The following is a 13,757-nucleotide window of genomic DNA, read 5'->3' as shown; positions in this document are numbered from 1 at the left end:
GTCCGGTGAGCCAGGCGCCGCTGCGCATCCTGCTGTCGGAGGCCGCCCGGCGAGCGGCGGGCGCCGCGATCGCCGAGACGGTGGGATCGCGCGGCCACCGCTTCGTCGCCCCGGCGCCGGGTGTGGATGCCGACATCGCCTTCGTGTCGCGCGATGTCACCGGCCTGTCGACCAAGCATGCCGTGCTGCCGGCCACCCAGGCCTTCCACGACGCGATGCGCGGGGCGCGCAGCCTGCGCTGGGTGCATGTGCATTCGGCCGGCGCCGACCGGCCCGTCTATGTGGAGCTGCGTGCCCGCGGCGTCGCCATCAGCAGCTCGTCGGGCGCCAATGCCGCCGTGGTGGCGCAGACCGCGCTGGCCGGCCTGCTGGCGCTGGCCCGGCGCTTTCCGCAGCTCATGCGGGCCCAGCGCGCCGGCAGCTGGGCGCCGCTGATCGGCAGCGGCCTGCCGCGCGACCTGGCGGGCCAGACCGCGGTGATCGTCGGCTGGGGCCCGATCGGCCGCCAGCTGGGGGCCTCGCTGCAACTGCTGGGCCTGCGCATCGTCGTGGTTCGCAGCAGCGCCGCCGCCGCCGCGGCGGATGTGCAGACCCTGGCCTTCGAAGACATCCGCCGCGTGCTGCCGCAGGCCGACTGGGTGCTGCTGGCCTGTCCGCTGACGCAGCGCACGCGCGGGCTGATCGATGCCGAGGCGCTGGCGCTGCTGCCGCCCGGCGCCCACCTGGTCAACGTGGCGCGGGGCGAACTGCTCGACGAGCCGGCGCTGGTCGAGGCGCTGGCCGGCGGCAGGCTGGGCGGCGCCTTCCTCGACGTCTTCGCGCAGGAGCCGCTGCCGCCCGACTCGCCGCTCTGGCGGCTCGACAACGTGATCGCGACGCCCCACAGCGCGGGGTTCTCGGACGGCAACGAGGCGCGCGTGACAGCGCTCTTCATCGACAACCTCGGGCACTGGCTGGCCGGCGGGTCGCTGCGCAACCAGGTTCCATGAGACAGAGATAAAGGAGACCCTCGATGAACAAGAGACGACTGCTGCTGCGCACCGCTGCGCTGGCCGCATCCACCCTGCTGCTGGCCGCGATCGGCCAGGCCCAGGACTTTCCGCCGGCCAAGCCGGTGACGCTGGTGGTGGGCTTCGCGCCCGGCGGTGCGGCCGATGCGGCGGCGCGACTGATCGCCAAGAAGCTGGGCGAGAACGTCAGCCAGAGCGTGGTGATCGACAACAAGGCCGGAGCCGGCGGCAACATCGCCCATCAGCTGGTGGCCGGCGGGCCGGCCGACGGCACGATGCTGCTGTTCGGCTCGATCGGGCCGCTGACCATCGCGCCGCACGTGATGAAGCTGCGCTACGACCCGTTCAAGGACCTGGCGGCGGTGTCGGGCGGCGTCAACTTTCCGAACGTGCTGGTGGTCCACAAGGGCCTTGGCGTGAAGACCCTGGCCGAGTTCGTGGCGCTCGCGAAGACCCGGCCCGGCGGCGTGGATTTCGCCTCCACCGGTGCCGGCTCGGCCTCGCACCTGGCGGGCGAATTGTTCAACCAGCGCGCCGGCATCGACATGGTCCACGTGCCGTACAAGGGCGGCGCACCGGCCATGCAGGACCTGATCGGCGAAAGGGTGGCCTCGTACTTCTCGGCGCCGCCGACGGCGCTGCCGCAGGTGGAAGCCGGCAGGCTGGTCCCGCTCGCCACCACCGGATCGACGCGGCCGGCCTACATGCCGGGCATCCCGACGGTGGCCGAGTCGGGCTATCCCGGCTTCGAGGCGCTCAACTGGTATGCCTTCGTCGCGCCCGGGAAGACGCCGGCGCCGATCCTCGATCGCTGGAACCTGGAGATCGTCAAGGTGCTGAACGACCCGGGCGTCAAGGAGGCGCTGGACAAGCACGGCCTGACGCCGCAGCCCACCACGCGGGCCGAACTCACGGCGTTCATGCGCAAGGAGGATGCCAAGTGGGGCGGCATCGTGCGCGAGCGCAAGATCTCTGCTGATTGATTGGAGCCCCCACGCTCCCTCACTGCGTGTGGTCGCTGCCCCCCGAGGGGGCCGCAGGCCGCCTTGGGGCGGCCCGGCGCCGGCCTGGGCCTTCAGGCGGAAGATGGGGGAGCTTGAGCTCCCAGGTCTCGCCGACGAGCTGCTGGCCGAAGCCCTCGTAGGGCTCGGACTTGACGAGCTTGAAGCCGCGCGCCGCATAGATGCCGCGCGCGGCCGCCAGGCAGCTGTTGGTCCAGAGCACCATCTTCCGGTAGCCCTTGGCGCGGGCGAAGGCGATGCACTCGTCGGTGAGCCGCGCGCCGAGGCCGAGCCCGCGGGCCTTCGGACTCAGGATCAGCATGCGCAGCTGCGCGGTGGTGGGGGACTTGCGCACCACGAACACCGCGCCCACGCGCTCGCCGTTCAGCTCGGCGATCCAGCAGCGCTCCCAGGCGGGCTGGAACTTGCGCAGGAACTGGCCCGCGATGTCGGCCACCAGCGCCTCGAACTCGCTGTTCCAGCCGTATTCGCGGGCGTAGATCTCGCCGTGCTGCTGCACCACCCAGCCGATGTCGCCGGGCGCCGGGTCGCGCAGCACCGCCGCCTGCGTGCGGGCCGGCGGCCGCGTTCCCGGCTCCAGAAGGTCCTGCAGCGTGTCCATCGCCTCGATCAGCCGGCGCCGCTCGGCCGGCGCCAGCGGTGCCAGCAGCGCGAGCGCCTCGTCGCGCGACTTCTGCTGCAGTGGCGCGAAAGCCGCGTGGCCGGCTTCGGTCAACGCCAGCAGGCTCTGCCTGGCATCGCGCGGATGGGGCTGGCGGCGCAGCCAGCCCAGGGATTCGAAGCGGCGCAGGATCCGGCTCAGGTAGCCGCCGTCGAGGTGCAGGTCCCGGCCGATCTCGCTGGCCACCGCTTCCGCCCGATGCGCCAGTTCGTAGAGCACCCGCACGTCGGTCAGCGACATGTCGCTGTCGAGGTAGGGATCGAGAACGCCGATGCGGCGCGTGTAGAAGCGGTTGAAACGGCGGATCGCCTTGACCTCTGCAACTTCCGTAGAAGGGGTGGGAATGCTGGACATGATTGCCATTGTCATGTAATTGATTGACTAAAGCAATCAAATGATCGACTGTTGTCGCTGCTGGTTTGCCCTTTAGGGCGACAGATCCAATGGAAAACCCTAAAATCACGGGTTGCCCACCACGGGCCCACCCGGCCCGCAGGCCTGCGCGGCAATCCCTTTGCCGCATATCCCGATGAACGCCCCAGTCGACGTCTCCTTTTTCGCGCGCGCCGCCAAGCCGCTGACCAGCTACCGCAAGTACTGGGCGGCCCGCTTCGGCACGGCCAGGTTCCTGCCGACCTCGCGCGCCGAGATGGAAGCCCTGGGCTGGGACAGCTGCGACGTCATCGTGGTCACGGGCGATGCCTATGTCGACCATCCGAGCTTCGGCATGGCCGTGATCGGCCGCATGCTCGAGGCCCAGGGCTTCCGGGTCGGCATCATCGCCCAGCCCGACTGGCAGAGCGCCGACCCGTTCAAGGTGCTGGGCCGCCCGAACCTGTTCTTCGGCGTCACCGCCGGCAACATGGATTCGATGATCAACCGCTACACGGCCGATCGCAAGGTGCGCAGCGACGATGCCTACACGCCCGGCGACATCGGCGGCCGGCGGCCCGACCGCGCGGCCATCGTCTATTCGCAGCGCTGCAAGGAAGCCTGGAGCGACGTGCCGATCGTGCTCGGCGGCATCGAGGGTTCGCTGCGCCGCATCGCGCACTACGACTACTGGCAGGACAAGGTGCGGCGCTCGATCGTGGTCGATTCGAAGTGCGATCTGCTGCTGTACGGCAACGCCGAGCGCGCCATCGTCGAGATCGCGCACCGGCTGGCCGCCCGCGAGCCGGTGGCGCAGATCACCGACGTGCGCGGCACGGCCTTCGTGCGCCGTGAAACGCCCGAAGGCTGGTTCGAGATCAACTCGACCAGCGTCGACGAGCCCGGCCGCGTCGAGGCCCACGTCAACCCGTACCTGATGGTGTCCGAGCAGGCCAAGGCCAACGGCGCGACCTGCGCCAAGGAAGACGAGGCGCAATCGGTGGCCCAGGCCGCCGAGGCTGCGGGCTCGGTCAACCTGTCGATCAAGCCGCTCAACTTCGTGCCCAATCCGGCGCTGCAGAGCCGCGAGCGCATCAAGGTGCCGCCGCGCGATCGTTCGGTGATCCGGCTGCCCTCCTACGAGCAGGTGCGCGCCGACCCGGTGCTCTACGCCCATGCCAACCGCGTGCTGCACCTCGAGACCAATCCGGGCAACGCCCGCGCGCTGGTGCAGGCGCACGGCGAAGGCACGACCGCGCGCGACGTCTGGATCAATCCGCCGCCGATCCCGCTGACCACGGCCGAGATGGACCACGTGTTCGACCTGCCTTATGCGCGCAGCCCGCATCCGACCTATGCCGACGAGCACGGCAGCCACGACGGCGCAACGAAGATCCCGGCCTGGGAGATGATCCGCTTCAGCGTGAACATCATGCGCGGCTGCTTCGGCGGCTGCACCTTCTGCTCGATCACCGAGCACGAGGGCCGCATCATCCAGAGCCGCTCCGAAGATTCGATCATCAAGGAAGTGGAAGCCATCCGCGACAGCGTGAAGGGCTTCACCGGCACCATCTCCGACCTCGGCGGGCCGACCGCCAACATGTACCGCATTGGCTGCAAGTCGCCCGAGATCGAATCGGCCTGCCGCAAGCCCAGTTGCGTGTATCCGGGCATCTGCCCGAACCTCAACACCAACCACGACCCGCTGATCAAGATCTACCGCCGGGCGCGCGCGCTCAAGGGCATCAAGAAGATCCTGATCGGCTCGGGTCTGCGCTACGACCTGGCCGTGCAGTCGCCCGAGTACGTCAAGGAACTGGTGCAGCACCACGTCGGCGGCTACCTCAAGATCGCGCCCGAGCACACCGAGCAGGGCCCGCTCACCAAGATGATGAAGCCCGGCATCGGCAGCTACGACAAGTTCAAGCAGATGTTCGAGAAGTACTCGGCCGAGGCGGGCAAGAAGCAGTACCTGATCCCGTACTTCATCGCCGCGCACCCGGGCACCAGCGACGAGGACATGATGAACCTCGCGATCTGGCTCAAGAAGAACGGCTTCCGCGCCGACCAGGTGCAGACCTTCTATCCGTCGCCGATGGCCACCGCGACCACGATGTACCACACCAACAAGAACCCGCTGCGCAAGATCACGCGCGAGAGCGAGACGGTGGACATCGTGCGCGGCGACAAGCGCCGCCGTCTGCACAAGGCCTTCCTGCGCTACCACGACGCCAACAACTGGCCGCTGCTGCGCGAAGCACTCAAGGCCATGGGCCGCGCCGACCTGATCGGCAACGGCAAGCATCACCTGATCCCGACCTGGCAGCCGCTGACCGACGGCAGCTACCAGAGCGCCCGGCGCAAGAACTCGACCACCGTGGCGGCGAAAACGGCGGCGCCGGTCAAGGGCCGCATCCTGACGCAGCACACCGGCCTGCCGCCGCGCGACACCGGCGCGGGGCGCCCGAAGCCCGCGGCCGGCAAGCCGATCCGCAAGGGACGCTGAGCGGCCGGCGGCGCGGTCGCTGTATCGTGTCGGCATGAACACATTGCCGGCCGTCTCGTTCCCGTGGTTGCGTGTCGGCCTGGGCCTGATGCTCTGGGCGATGGCTCTTGGCGCCCAGGCCTCGCTCGCGGCGGGCTCCGCCCAGGCCTTGCGCGAACTGCACGGCAAGCTGGGCGACAAGCTGGCCCACAGTCCCCTGAAGCGGCCCATCGTGCTCGACTCGGCGGAGACCGACGGCGGGCTGCAGGGCGACGTGTACGCCGTCGTCGACCACTCGCTCGACGATGTGCGGCAGGCCCTCGAGCAATCGTCGCAGTGGTGCGAGATGCTGCTGCTGCACATCAACAACCGGCGCTGCCGAGTGGCCGGCGACACGCTCACGCTGAGCGTGGTGCCGCGCTACGACAAGCCCATCGACCAGGCCTTCGAGCTGTCTTTCACGCATCGCACGGTGTCATCGGGGCGCGACTACCTGCAGATCGAGCTGGCGGCGCAAGAGGGCCCGATGGGCACCAGCCGGTACCGCGTGCTGGTAGAGGGCATCCCGCTCGGCGAGCAGCAGAGCTTCCTGCATTTCGCCTATTCCTACGACCACAACATGGTGGCCCGGCTCGCGACCATGGCCTACCTGGCGACCTTCGGCAGCCACAAGGTGGGATTCACGGTGGTCGACAAGAAGCCGGGCGGCGATCCGGAGTACATCCGTGGCCTGCGCGGCCTGGTGGAGCGCAATGCGATGCGCTATTTTCTCGCGCTGGAGGCCTACCTCGACGGGCTGCCGGTGCCGGCGGCGAATCGTGCCGACAAGCGGCTGCGCCGCTGGTTCGAGGGCAGCGAGCGCTATCCGGCGCAACTGCACGAGATCGACCTGGCGACCTACCTCGGGGTCAAGCGCGAGGATCGCCAGCGCGACGCGGCCCCGGCCCGCTGACCAGGGGCACGGTCGCGGTCGCCGCGTCAGCGCAGCACCAGCACCGGCGTGTGCGAGTGCGTCAGCACGTGCAGCGTCTCGCTGCCCATCAGCAGGCGCCGGATGCCGCGTCGGCCGTGCGAGGCCATCACGATCAGGTCGCACTGGTGGACCCGCGCGGCGTCGATGATGGCCTCCGACACGCCTTCGGAGCGCACCACGATGCCGGTGGTCTTCTTGACGCCCCGGGCATCGGCCTTGTCCTTGACGGCATCGACCACGCGCTGCGACTCGGCGTCGGCCTCGTCGCGCAGGCGCGCCGCGTCCATCTGGTTCAACAGCAGCGAGCCTTCGAAGTAGCCTGCGCTCTGGTGGTGAGAGACCTTGACTGCGAACAATTCCGATTGCGTCAGGAGGGCCAGGTCGATGGCGCTGGTCACGGCCTGTTCCGACAACTCCGAGCCGTCGGTGGCGACGAGGATGCGTTGGTACATGCGGAGCTCCCGGGCGGACGGGGGCCCGCCCCCGGTTTCAATTTAGTGCGCGCCCGGTCGCTGTGCAAGCCGCCGCCTGCGTTCTAGACGGGATTGCCTAGCGGCAGTGGCGCCAGGCCTCGTACAGGTCCTCGCCTTCGGCCCGCACGGGCAGGCTCAGCAGCTTCATTTCGCGCTCTTCCACGGGACGGGCCAGCTCCACGTAGCCGCGTGCCGCCGACAGGTCGTAGGGCTCGCCGTCCTCGTTCGAGTAGGCGTAGAAGACCTCCTTCACGCCCGCGAGGTACATGGCGCTGAGGCACATCGGGCACGGATAGCCGCTGGCGTAGACCGTGCATCCGGAGAGGTCGGTGCTGCGCAGCGCCTGGCCGGCGGCGCGCAGGGCCTGCATCTCGGCATGGGCCGAGGGGTCGAAGAGCGCCTCCACCTGGTTGACGCCGGTGGCGACGACCCGGCCCTCGCGCGCGATCACTGCGCCGAAGGGCCAGGTCTTGCGTTCGCGCACGTTCTGCATCGCGAGCCGGATGGATTCGAGCAGGTATTTTTCGGCGTCTTTGTCGTGTGTCATGTGAGTTTTCGCTAGTGATGAATCAGCTGCCGCGGTAGGTCGAGACGTACCAGGGCGAGCACAGCAGCGGCACGTGGTAGTGCTGCGCGGCGTCGAAGAGGGTGAAGCGCAGCGGCACTTCATCGACCAGTCCGTCGCTGGCCTTGAAATGCGCGCCGACCTGGAAGCGCAGCTCGAAATGGCCCGTGCGGGCTGCCCCGGCGGCGAGCATCGGCCCATCGGTGCGGCCATCGGCATTGGTCTGGCTGCGCCGCAGCAGGGCCGGCGGCGAGACCGCGAGATCGAACAGTTCGACCTGCATGCCGGCGATCGGCCGGCCGGTCGCGATATCGAGCACGTGCGTGGTGATGCCTGCCATGGGTGTCTTCCTTTGCGGCCTTCAGCTGCCGCGCGAATAGGTGTAGCTCCAGGGGCCGAACTGGATCGGCAGGTGGATGCGCTCTTGCGCATTCGCGACCTGGAAGCGGATCGGCACTTTCGTGAGGAAGGGCCGCCCGGGAAGCGGCGCCTTCTTCTGCGCGAAGTAGTCGTCGACGTGCAGCAGCAGCTGGTAGCGCCCCGTGCGGTAGCTGTCGCCGACCAGCAGCGGCTCGTCGGTGCGGCCGTTGGCGTTGAGCGTGAACGACCCGAGCAACGCGTAGTCCTCGGCGTCGAAGGAATGGAAGTCGATGCGCAACCCGGTCGCGGCCTCGCCGTGGAAGGTGTTCAGCGCGTGCACCGTGAGCCGCGGGCTCTGGCCGTGCAGGACGATCGGACCGCTGGCGCGGGCCGGCGCGGCCGCATCGCCGGCCTGCGCGCCCTTGCCGACCAGGGCCCCGGCGCCGATGGCCAGACCGGACATCGCGAAGCGGCGGCGGGCGAGCGAAGGGAAGGCTTGGCTGTGCATGTCAGTCCACCTGGCGGCGCGGGCGGCGGGCGATGAAGACGATCACCAGCACCGCCGCCAGCAGTTCGATGAAGGCCACGATATAGAGGCCCGGGGCGACCTGCCCGGTCGCGTTCTTGATCAGGCCCATGGCGTAGGGCGCTCCGAAGCCGGCGAGGTTCGAGATCGAGTTGATCAGCGCCACGCCGACCGCCGCCGCGCCGCCGCTCAGGAACATGTTGGGCAGCTGCCAGAACACCGGAATCGCGCTCATGGTGCCGACCAGGGCCAGGCCCATCGCGAGCAGCGGCACGAAGGCCGGCAGGCCCGGCACGCCGAGCGCCACGGCCAGCAGCAGCATGCCGCCGGCGCCGCACATCGCGGCCCCGCTGAAGTGCCAGCGCACCTCGCCGCGACGGTCGGAATTGCGGCCGTTGAGGATCATGCCGGCGGCGCCGAACAGGTAGGCTGCGCCGGCGATCCAGCCGATCGCCATCGGGGTGGTGAAGCCGGTCTCCTTGATGACCGTGGGGATCCAGAAGGTCAGCGTCGAGTTGGCGCACAGGAGGCAGAAGAAGATCGCGATCAGCAGCCACACCTTGGGGTTCGTGAACAACCGGCGCCAGTCGCTGTCGCGTTCGCCTTGCCGGCGGGCGTCGAGTTCGAGCTCGTGGCGCACCACCTTCTTCTCGTCGTCGCTGAGCCAGCGCGCCTGCTCGGGCCGGTCGGTCATGTAGAACCAGGCGACTACGCCGGCCAGCACTGAGGGGATGCCTTCGAGCACGAACAGCCACTGCCAGCCATGCCAGCCCTGGACGCCGCCCATCGAGGTCATGATCCAGCCGGCGAGCGGCCCGCCCAGCACCCCGGCGATGGCCGAGGCCGACATGAAGGTGCCGAAGGCCTTGGCGCGCCGCTGCGAGGGATACCAGTAGGTGAGGTAGAGGATCACGCCCGGATAGAAGCCGGCCTCGAAGGCGCCGAGCAGGAAGCGCAGCACGTAGAACTGGGTCGGGGTCGTGACCCAGGCCTGCAGCATGCAGATCACGCCCCAGCCGATCGTGATGCGCATGATCGTCTTCTTGGCGCCGATCTTCTGCAGCAGCATGTTGGACGGCACCTCGAAGAAGAAGTAGCCGAGGAAGAAGATGCCGGCGCCAAGGCCGTAGACCGCCTCGCTGAAGCGCAGGTCGTCGAGCATCTGCAGCTTGGCGAAGCCGATGTTGACGCGGTCGAGCCAGGCCAGCACCCACAGCGCGCCCAGGAAGGGCAGCAATCGCCATGAAATCTTCGCGTAGGTCGAATCGACCTGGTCCCGGGGGGCGATGGCGCCGGGCAGCGCCATATCGTGTGCACTCATGTCTCGCTCCTTGTCTTGGGCCTTGTTTGTGGCTGGACGAATGGTGGCGGCTCGCGCCTTCGTGCGAAACTGGGCAGCCGCAATAGAGCGCATAGCAATGTCGATATCCGGAGGCTGAAACCCGTGTCCCGCGCCGACGATCCGTTCGATACCTACCTGCTGAGGGTGCTGTGCGTCCTGATCGCCGAGCAGAGCGTCTCGCGCACCGCGATCCGCATGGACCAGTCGCAGCCGGCGATCAGCGCCGCCCTCAAGCGGCTGCGCGAGATCTTCGGCGACCCGCTGCTGGTGCGCGACAAGAACACCATGGTGCCCACCGCGCGCGCGCTCACGGTCGCGGCGCAGGCCCGGGCCGCACTGGCCCTGCTCGACGGCCTGGTGAGCAGCGGCGACCTGTTCGAGCCGGCGACCACCGAACTGGGCTTCACGATCGCGACGCCGGACTACCTGGCGCCGCCCTTCCTGGCCGAGGTGGTGCGGGTCTTCCGCTCGGTGGCGCCGCGAGCGCGGCTCAGCGCGATGCCGCTGGGCCCTCAGTTCGACTACGAGCGCGCGCTGCAGGACGGCGCGGTCGACATCGTGATCGGCAACTGGCCGAGTCCGCCGGAGCACCTGCACAGCTCCACGCTGCTGGAGGACGAGGTGGTGTGCATCCTGGCGCGCGAGAACCCGCTGGCCCGCGAGGGCGCGCTCACGGCCGAGCGCTACCTGGAAGCGGCGCACCTGGTGCCGATGCCCTATTCGAGCGGCCAGCGCGGGGTGGTCGAGGCCAGCCTCAACACGCTGCGGATGCAGCGCGACCGGCGCGTGGAGTGCCCGTACTTCAGCGTCGCGCCCAGCCTGCTGCCCGGCACCGACCTGATCATGACCACCAGCCGCCATTTCGCGCAGTACCACGCCGAACGGCACGCCATCGCGATCGTGCCGTCGCCGATGCCGTTCCCCGCGATGCGCTTCTACCAGCTCTGGCACGAGTCGCAGCACCGCGCGGCGCCGCATGCCTGGCTGCGCGGCGTGCTGACGGCCGCGGCGCGCACGCTGGTCGCGCCGCCCGCGCGGCCGGACTGAGCCCGCGCCGCCTTCGGCGCTTTGCTATGCGCCGTATAGCTGCGCAGGTCTTCGTGCCGGGCCGATGCGTTCCTACACTGGCCGCATGTCCACGCTGCAAACCACTCTCGATCTGCGCGCCGTCAATGCGATGGAGCGCAGCGCATTCACCGCCGCTCTGGGCGACATCTTCGAGCACTCGCCCTGGGTGGCCGAAGCGGCCTGGGTCGGGCGGCCCTTTCCCTCGGTGGCGGCGCTGCACGCGGCCATGATGGCCGCGGTGCGGGCCAGCGGCAGGAGCCGGCAGATCGAGTTCCTGCGCGGCCACCCGCCCTTGTCGGGCGCCGCGGTGCGGGCCGGCGCGATGACCTCCGACTCGATCGCGGAACAGAAAAGCGCCGGCCTCGAATCGCTGTCGGTCGGCGAAGAAGAAACCCTGGCCAGAATGAACCGCGACTACGAGGCGCGCCACGGCATCCCGTTCATCGTCTGCGTTCGGCACTACACGCGGGCCGGCATCTTCGCCGAACTGGCATCGCGTTCGGCCCGCGATCCGGTGCAGGAGCTCGACGAGGCGATGCGCCAGATCGGCTTCATCACCGGGCTGCGTCTTGCCGCGCGCTTCGGCGCCTGACCCGCACGCCGATCGAATCGGGGGGCCTGGCCTCGCATTGTTTTCACGCGGCTGTCACATGCATCCGCGCTAATGCCGGGGGCTCGCGCATGGTGCGCGGGCATCACTCTGCAGGAACAACAATGAACGAGCGATCGAGGATGACGTGGCTGGCGGTGGTGGGCGCCGGACTCGTGGTGGCCGCATGCGGCGGTGGCGGCGGCGGCGGCACTTTCACGCTGCCCACGGGCGCGGCCGGTGGAACCGGCGGCACTGCGGGAACCGGCGGCGGCACGAGCACGGGCCAGAGCGTGGCCGGTGTCTTCCTCGATGCCGCGGTCGAGGGCCTCGACTACGTGGCCGGCACGGCAGCCAAGGCCGTCACCTCGGCCAAGGGCGAGTTCGCCTGCAAGACCGGCGAGACCGTGAGCTTCAGCCTCGGCGGGCTCGTCATCGGCAGCGCCGCCTGCGGCGCCCAGATCACGCCGCTCTCGCTGGCCGGCCAGCAGGCCACGCCCGCCGGGCTCGGTGCCGACGCGGTGGTCAATCGGCTGATCGCGCTGCAGAGCTTCGACGAGGACGGCGACCCGAGCAACGGCATCCGCATCACCAATGCGCTGAAGGCCACGCTGAAGGCCGGTGCGCTCGACTTCTCGGCCCCGGCCGCGAGCTTCGACAGCGCGCTCAACACGCTGCTCGCGGCACTGCCGGCCCCGTACGCGACGCGCGTGTCCGATGCCGGCCGCCGCGCCCTCGCGCGTGAGCACTTCGAGAACACGCTGGCATCGCAGCTCGGCACGCCGGTGGTCGAGACCTCGACCCAGAACAATGCGCTAGGCGCCATCGCGGTGAGCGTCACGCGCAACCAGTTGCAGGCCGACAAGAAGTTCTACGTCCCGTACGAAGGCGCCAACGAGAAGATCAAGGCCGACTTCCCGGACGGCTTCCTGCCGGCCTATGGCTCCGGCCTGGCCTTCAAGGGCAAGGCCGCCGATGGCACGCTCGAGTTCTATGCCATCACCGACCGCGGCCCCAACGGCGACGGACCGACCGCCCCGGTGCCCGGCGGCGCCGGCACCAACATCAGCAAGGTGTTCCCGGCGCCGTCATTCGCGCCCAGCTTCGGCTTGGTCACGATCGGCAAGGGCGGCGCGGTGCTGCAGTCGAGCGTTGCGCTGAAGCTCGACGCCACGACGAAGATCAGCGGCCTGCCGCCGCAATCGGGCGTCGGCTCGACCGGCGAGACGCCGCTCAACGACGCCTACGTCTTCGACGCCGCCAAGGCCAACTTCGATGCCAACGGCCTCGACCCCGAGACGCTGGTGCTCGACAAGGCCCGCAAGGTGCTCTGGAGCAGCGACGAGTACGGCCCCTTCATCGTGCGCATCAACATCGAGACCGGCGTCATCGAGAAGCGCTACGCGCCGGGTGCCGGCGCGGCCGACCTGCCGGCGGTGCTGGCGCAGCGGCGGCCGAACCGCGGCATGGAGGGCCTCGCGCTCGACGCCGCCAGCGGCCGGCTGCACGGCTTCCTGCAAAGCCCGATCGATCCGCGCGACGGCGCCGGCAAGTCGATCAAGGCCAAGCCGCCCGGCGGCAGCAACACCGACGTGCGCCACATCGCGAAGTTCACGCGCTGGCTCGAATTCGATCCGGCGACCGAGCGCTCGAAGCTCTACGCCTATCCGATCGACGGCAGCCAGTACGACAAGGATCGCACCGGCAACGCCAAGCTCGGCGACGTCGTGAGCCTGGGCAACGGCCGCTTCATCGTGATCGAGCAGGGTGCGCGCAAGAGCGACGCCAAGGTGTTCAACAAGCTGGTGCTGGTCGAGATCCCGGCCGACGCGACCGATATCGCGGCGCTGGACCACAACCTCGAGATCAGCAGCATCACGCAGGCGCCTTCGAACGGCGCGGACTGGTCGGGCGTCGTGACGCTCAGGAAGACCGATCTGCTCGATCTCAACGCGCTCGGCTGGATGGCCGAGAAGGCCGAGGGCCTGACGCTGGTGGACGACAACACGCTGGCACTGGTCAACGACAACGACTTCGGCCTCGCCACCACGCTGCTGGATGCCAACGGCCAGCGCGTTGCGGGCAGCGTCGAGGACTGCACCGTCGACGCCGCCGGCGCGATCGTCAGCGGTTGCCCGGCGGGCGTGGTCGGCGCGCGCCTCACGCGCGGCAGCGATCTCGAACGGCCGACCCGGCTGTGGCTGCTGCGCTTCGATCGCAAGCTGACCGAGCTGAGATTGCCGACGCCTTGAGGACGGCGCCGGCGGGCGAAATTTAAGGTTCGGTGAGGGATTGCTTAAGCAATTCTTAG

Annotated in this window: 13 protein-coding genes; 7 read left to right on the top strand and 6 right to left on the bottom strand. The window is 69.2% G+C overall.

The features are described 5' to 3' along the window. Nucleotides 1–5 precede the first annotated feature (5 nt). Nucleotides 6–989, top strand: a complete 984-nt coding sequence (locus QTI45_RS22275) for a D-2-hydroxyacid dehydrogenase (protein WP_286655929.1) — start codon at nt 6–8, stop codon at nt 987–989. 23 nt (nt 990–1,012) lie between these two features. Next, complete coding sequence (locus tag QTI45_RS22270; RefSeq protein ID WP_286655928.1) at nt 1,013–1,993, top strand: Bug family tripartite tricarboxylate transporter substrate binding protein; 981 nt, start codon at nt 1,013–1,015, stop codon at nt 1,991–1,993. Nucleotides 1,994–2,012: 19 nt separating this feature from the next. On the opposite strand, the gene QTI45_RS22265 is transcribed toward QTI45_RS22270, so the two are convergent. Further along, nucleotides 2,013–3,056, bottom strand: coding sequence for a bifunctional helix-turn-helix transcriptional regulator/GNAT family N-acetyltransferase (locus QTI45_RS22265; protein ID WP_286655992.1), 1,044 nt, complete (start codon nt 3,054–3,056; stop codon nt 2,013–2,015). Between the two features lie 166 nt (nt 3,057–3,222). On the opposite strand from QTI45_RS22265, the gene QTI45_RS22260 reads away from it, so the two are divergent. Both QTI45_RS22260 and QTI45_RS22255 read left to right on the top strand, forming a co-directional pair. Next, entirely contained in the window at nt 3,223–5,571 is a 2,349-nt protein-coding gene (locus QTI45_RS22260; RefSeq protein ID WP_286655927.1) for a YgiQ family radical SAM protein, read from the top strand. Nucleotides 5,572–5,605: 34 nt separating this feature from the next. Then, complete coding sequence (locus QTI45_RS22255; RefSeq protein ID WP_286655926.1) at nt 5,606–6,502, top strand: hypothetical protein; 897 nt, start codon at nt 5,606–5,608, stop codon at nt 6,500–6,502. 26 nt (nt 6,503–6,528) lie between these two features. Here the strand turns inward: QTI45_RS22255 and QTI45_RS22250 are convergent, their stop codons facing one another. From QTI45_RS22250 to QTI45_RS22230, 5 genes are all read right to left on the bottom strand, one after another. Then, nucleotides 6,529–6,975, bottom strand: a complete 447-nt coding sequence (locus tag QTI45_RS22250) for a universal stress protein (RefSeq protein WP_286368133.1) — start codon at nt 6,973–6,975, stop codon at nt 6,529–6,531. Between the two features lie 97 nt (nt 6,976–7,072). Further along, a complete protein-coding gene (locus tag QTI45_RS22245; protein WP_286368132.1) occupies nt 7,073–7,543 on the bottom strand; it encodes a nucleoside deaminase in 471 nt (156 codons plus the stop codon). A 22-nt stretch (nt 7,544–7,565) separates the two neighbouring features. Then, entirely contained in the window at nt 7,566–7,901 is a 336-nt protein-coding gene (gene uraH / locus QTI45_RS22240) for a hydroxyisourate hydrolase (protein ID WP_286368131.1), read from the bottom strand. A gap of 21 nt (nt 7,902–7,922) precedes the next feature. Beyond that, the gene (locus QTI45_RS22235) at nt 7,923–8,429 is read right to left on the bottom strand and encodes a hydroxyisourate hydrolase (RefSeq protein ID WP_286655925.1); all 507 of its coding nucleotides are present in this window, start codon (nt 8,427–8,429) and stop codon (nt 7,923–7,925) included. Nucleotide 8,430: 1 nt separating this feature from the next. Next, on the bottom strand, nt 8,431–9,768 hold the full coding sequence (locus tag QTI45_RS22230; protein ID WP_286655924.1) for an MFS transporter: 1,338 nt from the start codon (nt 9,766–9,768) through the stop codon (nt 8,431–8,433). Between the two features lie 123 nt (nt 9,769–9,891). On the opposite strand from QTI45_RS22230, the gene QTI45_RS22225 reads away from it, so the two are divergent. The 3 genes from QTI45_RS22225 to QTI45_RS22215 all read left to right on the top strand — a co-directional run bounded on the left by QTI45_RS22225 (nt 9,892) and on the right by QTI45_RS22215 (nt 13,698). Next, complete coding sequence (locus tag QTI45_RS22225) at nt 9,892–10,836, top strand: LysR family transcriptional regulator (protein WP_286368128.1); 945 nt, start codon at nt 9,892–9,894, stop codon at nt 10,834–10,836. A gap of 85 nt (nt 10,837–10,921) precedes the next feature. Beyond that, entirely contained in the window at nt 10,922–11,449 is a 528-nt protein-coding gene (gene uraD / locus QTI45_RS22220; protein ID WP_286655923.1) for a 2-oxo-4-hydroxy-4-carboxy-5-ureidoimidazoline decarboxylase, read from the top strand. A gap of 122 nt (nt 11,450–11,571) precedes the next feature. Then, nucleotides 11,572–13,698, top strand: coding sequence for an esterase-like activity of phytase family protein (locus QTI45_RS22215; RefSeq protein WP_286655922.1), 2,127 nt, complete (start codon nt 11,572–11,574; stop codon nt 13,696–13,698). The last annotated feature ends 59 nt before the right edge of the window (nt 13,699–13,757 follow it).

Source organism: Variovorax saccharolyticus (genome assembly GCF_030316765.1).
Classification (GTDB): Bacteria; Pseudomonadota; Gammaproteobacteria; order Burkholderiales; family Burkholderiaceae_C; genus Variovorax; species Variovorax saccharolyticus.
Note: the sequence above shows the minus strand (reverse complement) of the source record. Positions and strands in the feature narration are given on the sequence as shown.